Origin of the sequence: Piscirickettsia litoralis (genome assembly GCF_001720395.1) — a bacterium.
In the GTDB taxonomy this organism is placed as follows: Bacteria; Pseudomonadota; Gammaproteobacteria; order Piscirickettsiales; family Piscirickettsiaceae; genus Piscirickettsia; species Piscirickettsia litoralis.
In genome coordinates this window covers 456,469-459,318 of record NZ_MDTU01000001.1, presented here as the reverse complement: position 1 = coordinate 459,318, position 2,850 = coordinate 456,469, and the positions used below count along the sequence as shown (strand labels likewise).

The window sequence follows — 2,850 nt, the reverse complement described above, 5'->3', positions numbered from 1 at the left end:
TCTTGAGAACCCAAATATCCAGGATGTGCCGTTTCAATTTCACCGCAAGCTTCATCATCATGTTTCTTTTCTCAAGAGCAATGACTTGAGCTTCTGTTAAAATAATTCCATCTTCCGTAACTTTAGTTTCTAATGCTTTCAGTCGAGCTTTAAAGTTCGCTAAATTGTTGCGGACCCACACACTGCGAACACCGCTCCCAGAAACAAAAATACCTCGCTTACGAAGCTCATTGCTTGCTCTATGCTGCCCATGTGCAGGTTGTTCTATCGCATACTCAATGATGGCTTGCTCAATATGAGCATCAACCCTATTTTGCAAGTTGGGTTTACGGCGATTGCTATCAAATAAGGCTTCAACGCCACCTTCTTCAACAGCGGTCTTGTAACGATAAAATGTATCTCGTGATAATCCCATGAGCTTGCACGCTTTAGAAACATTGCCTAATTCTTCTGCTAAATTTAAAAGTCCAACTTTATGTTTTATGATTTTGTCTGTAGTATTTAACATGAGGGTTACCTTCTTTTGTGGTTTAATGTTTGCACTTAAATCAAAGTCGGAAACCCTCGCTTTTTCAAGCAAATGTCAGATCAAGTCAGAACTAATCCACATTAGGCACAAAGAATCTGTGCAGTAACATCACTCCAACTTTGAAAGCATGATTTAGCTTTTCTTTCCTGATTGGTACAGGATTGCGATAACGACCTACACCCACAGCAAAAAAATGACGGGTGACTCCCATCAACTTCAGCATTTTTTGAGCTGAGCTTGTTGACTTCATTTTGATCAATAATTTCTCACGACGGCGGGTTGGTTGATGGGCATTCTCAACGCGGTTATTGAGGCCCTTGTGCTTGCGGTGATCAGCGTTAGGGCAGCACTTTTTAATCGGCTGATTATAGCTGAGCAATTTATCCGTCACAATCACACGTGGCGTGGGATTTGATCCTAATAGTCGTTTCAAAAATCGCATCGCTGACTTTTTATTTCTTCGCTTCTGAATGAAAATATCCAGCTCATAACCTTCACTGTCTACGGCACGCCATAACACATACTTGTCACCATTAATTTTGATGGTCATCTCATCTAGGTGCCATTTATCAGATCGTCTCACTTCTTTCTTGCGCAGTCGTTGAGACAGGGGCCGAGCAAACTTTTTACACCAACGTCTAATGCTTTCATAGCTCACTTTCAATCCACGCTCTGCCATCATCTCCTCAATATCACGATAGCTTAAGCTAAAACGATGATAGAGCCAAACGACATGGCTGATAACCTGGGCAGAGAAACGATGACCTTTGGGTGGGTGCGAAAGCGTGGTGAGCCTTGTTATACCTGTGAGTTAATGTGACGATGCCTTTTGGCTTGATAGCTGTAGCTTCTTTCGATAACTGATTATTCAAAAAATAGCCCCGTCCAAAGAACGACAGGGCAGCATGAGGTTATTTGTATTTTTTATTAGCCTTATCCATGAACGCAGAATCACTTGTCACTTCTTCGACTGCTTTTTGAAGCTTATCAATGTCTGCATCTCTAACACTGAGATTGAAGGCATAGTAAAATTCACTTGGCGGCTCGCCTTTATAAACAACCTCAAAGTCGTTTGGATTAAACCCTTGTTTCTTCATTAACCATAAACTGACTTGCTCATTGTAAGAAAACAAATCAGCACGCCCTTTTTTCAATAACTTAGGTAATAAACTAAATTTATTGACGGTCATGAGTTGTCTTTCTTTAGCTCCTAACTGTGTTGCTAGAACTAAGCCTATGTCACCCCGTACACCCGCAATCTTATAGTTTTTTATTTGGTTTGGTGAAGTTATTTTTATTCCTTTTGACTTAAGTGCGAAAAATACATTATAGGATTTTACATAAGGGCCAACCCATTTAAATAAGCTTTCACGAGAATTCGTTCTTGTCATGCTAAACAGCATATTTTTAGCGCCTGGCTTTTGAACTGATTGATACCCTCTTGCCCAAGGTAACAGTTTGATTTTAGACTTGCTTAACGGCACGCCAGCCCGCTTATAAGCTTCTATGAGAATATCTACAGCCACTCCTGTAGGCTGACCATCCGAGCCTTTAAAATTGAACGGAGGATATTCCTCGGTCATGATGTTAATTGATTTCAAACTGGCGTAAGAGCCAAAAGAAAAAGCCAATAAAACCATGGCGGAGATAAACCTTCTCATCGAGTTACCTCTTCATGCTACAAGAATCATAAGCTAAGTATAGTGAAAGTGAAGTAAAGACAGGTAAATGTGGCTATAACACCTTATCTTTGTTTAAAACATGGTTAGGGTAGTTGCTCTGGAATTGGAGCAGAAGAGGAATTTCTGTTAACTACCCCTACATTAATTTTAGTTTATTTTCTTGAGTTGATGCTGTATTCAAATTACTGGTAAGCGAATATATTTAAAAATTGTTTTTATGAAATTTATATCCAACCCAATAATACTGGGTAACTCAAACCTCGGATAGTTTCTATCCAGTTCAATTATTTTTCAATATTTCCTAGATATTTATTGAAAATAATCTTATCATGTTCGCCTGATAAATATTTTTTCAAAGTTTTATTGAACTTATCTCTTAACTTTTCACTATGAAAAGCCACACCTGCGTGTACTGGGTCAATAATGTAGTGCTCATCAAATATGTTAATATCCCTATTTTTATCATTTAACCGATAGAAGTAATAGAATATATAGTAGTCTAGGACTACCGCACTGTAACGCTTTTTAACTAATAGCTCTGGTAAAATCGACATGTCACCTAACTCTTGATAAGTCCCTTTTTTGGTTCGAGAGACTTTATAAAACTCATGACCAAAGTAACCAGTTGCACCTTGAAAA

At 38.7% G+C, this 2,850-nt stretch carries 3 protein-coding genes and 1 pseudogene; all 4 read right to left on the bottom strand.

Translation table 11 applies throughout. The annotated features are described in order from the left end of the window. Window positions 1-508, bottom strand: a pseudogene (locus BGC07_RS02170) (helix-turn-helix domain-containing protein); the annotation flags it as partial. Window positions 509-599: 91 nt separating this feature from the next. Beyond that, window positions 600-1,331 carry an IS6 family transposase gene (locus tag BGC07_RS02165; protein WP_069311782.1) on the bottom strand — a complete coding sequence of 244 codons (732 nt, stop codon included), beginning with the start codon at window positions 1,329-1,331 and terminating at the stop codon, window positions 600-602. 109 nt (window positions 1,332-1,440) lie between these two features. Beyond that, window positions 1,441-2,169 carry a substrate-binding periplasmic protein gene (locus tag BGC07_RS02160; protein ID WP_158006838.1) on the bottom strand — a complete coding sequence of 243 codons (729 nt, stop codon included), beginning with the start codon at window positions 2,167-2,169 and terminating at the stop codon, window positions 1,441-1,443. A gap of 326 nt (window positions 2,170-2,495) precedes the next feature. Then, the coding region (locus tag BGC07_RS20430; RefSeq protein ID WP_162272287.1) for an amino acid ABC transporter substrate-binding protein at window positions 2,496-2,850 on the bottom strand (355 nt) is incomplete at its 5' end.

Excerpts from the sequence above, each read along its gene's own strand:
- BGC07_RS02160 (WP_158006838.1), bottom strand. The coding sequence starts at position 2,169 with ATGGTTTTATTGGCTTTTTCTTTTGGCTCTTACGCCAGTTTGAAATCA.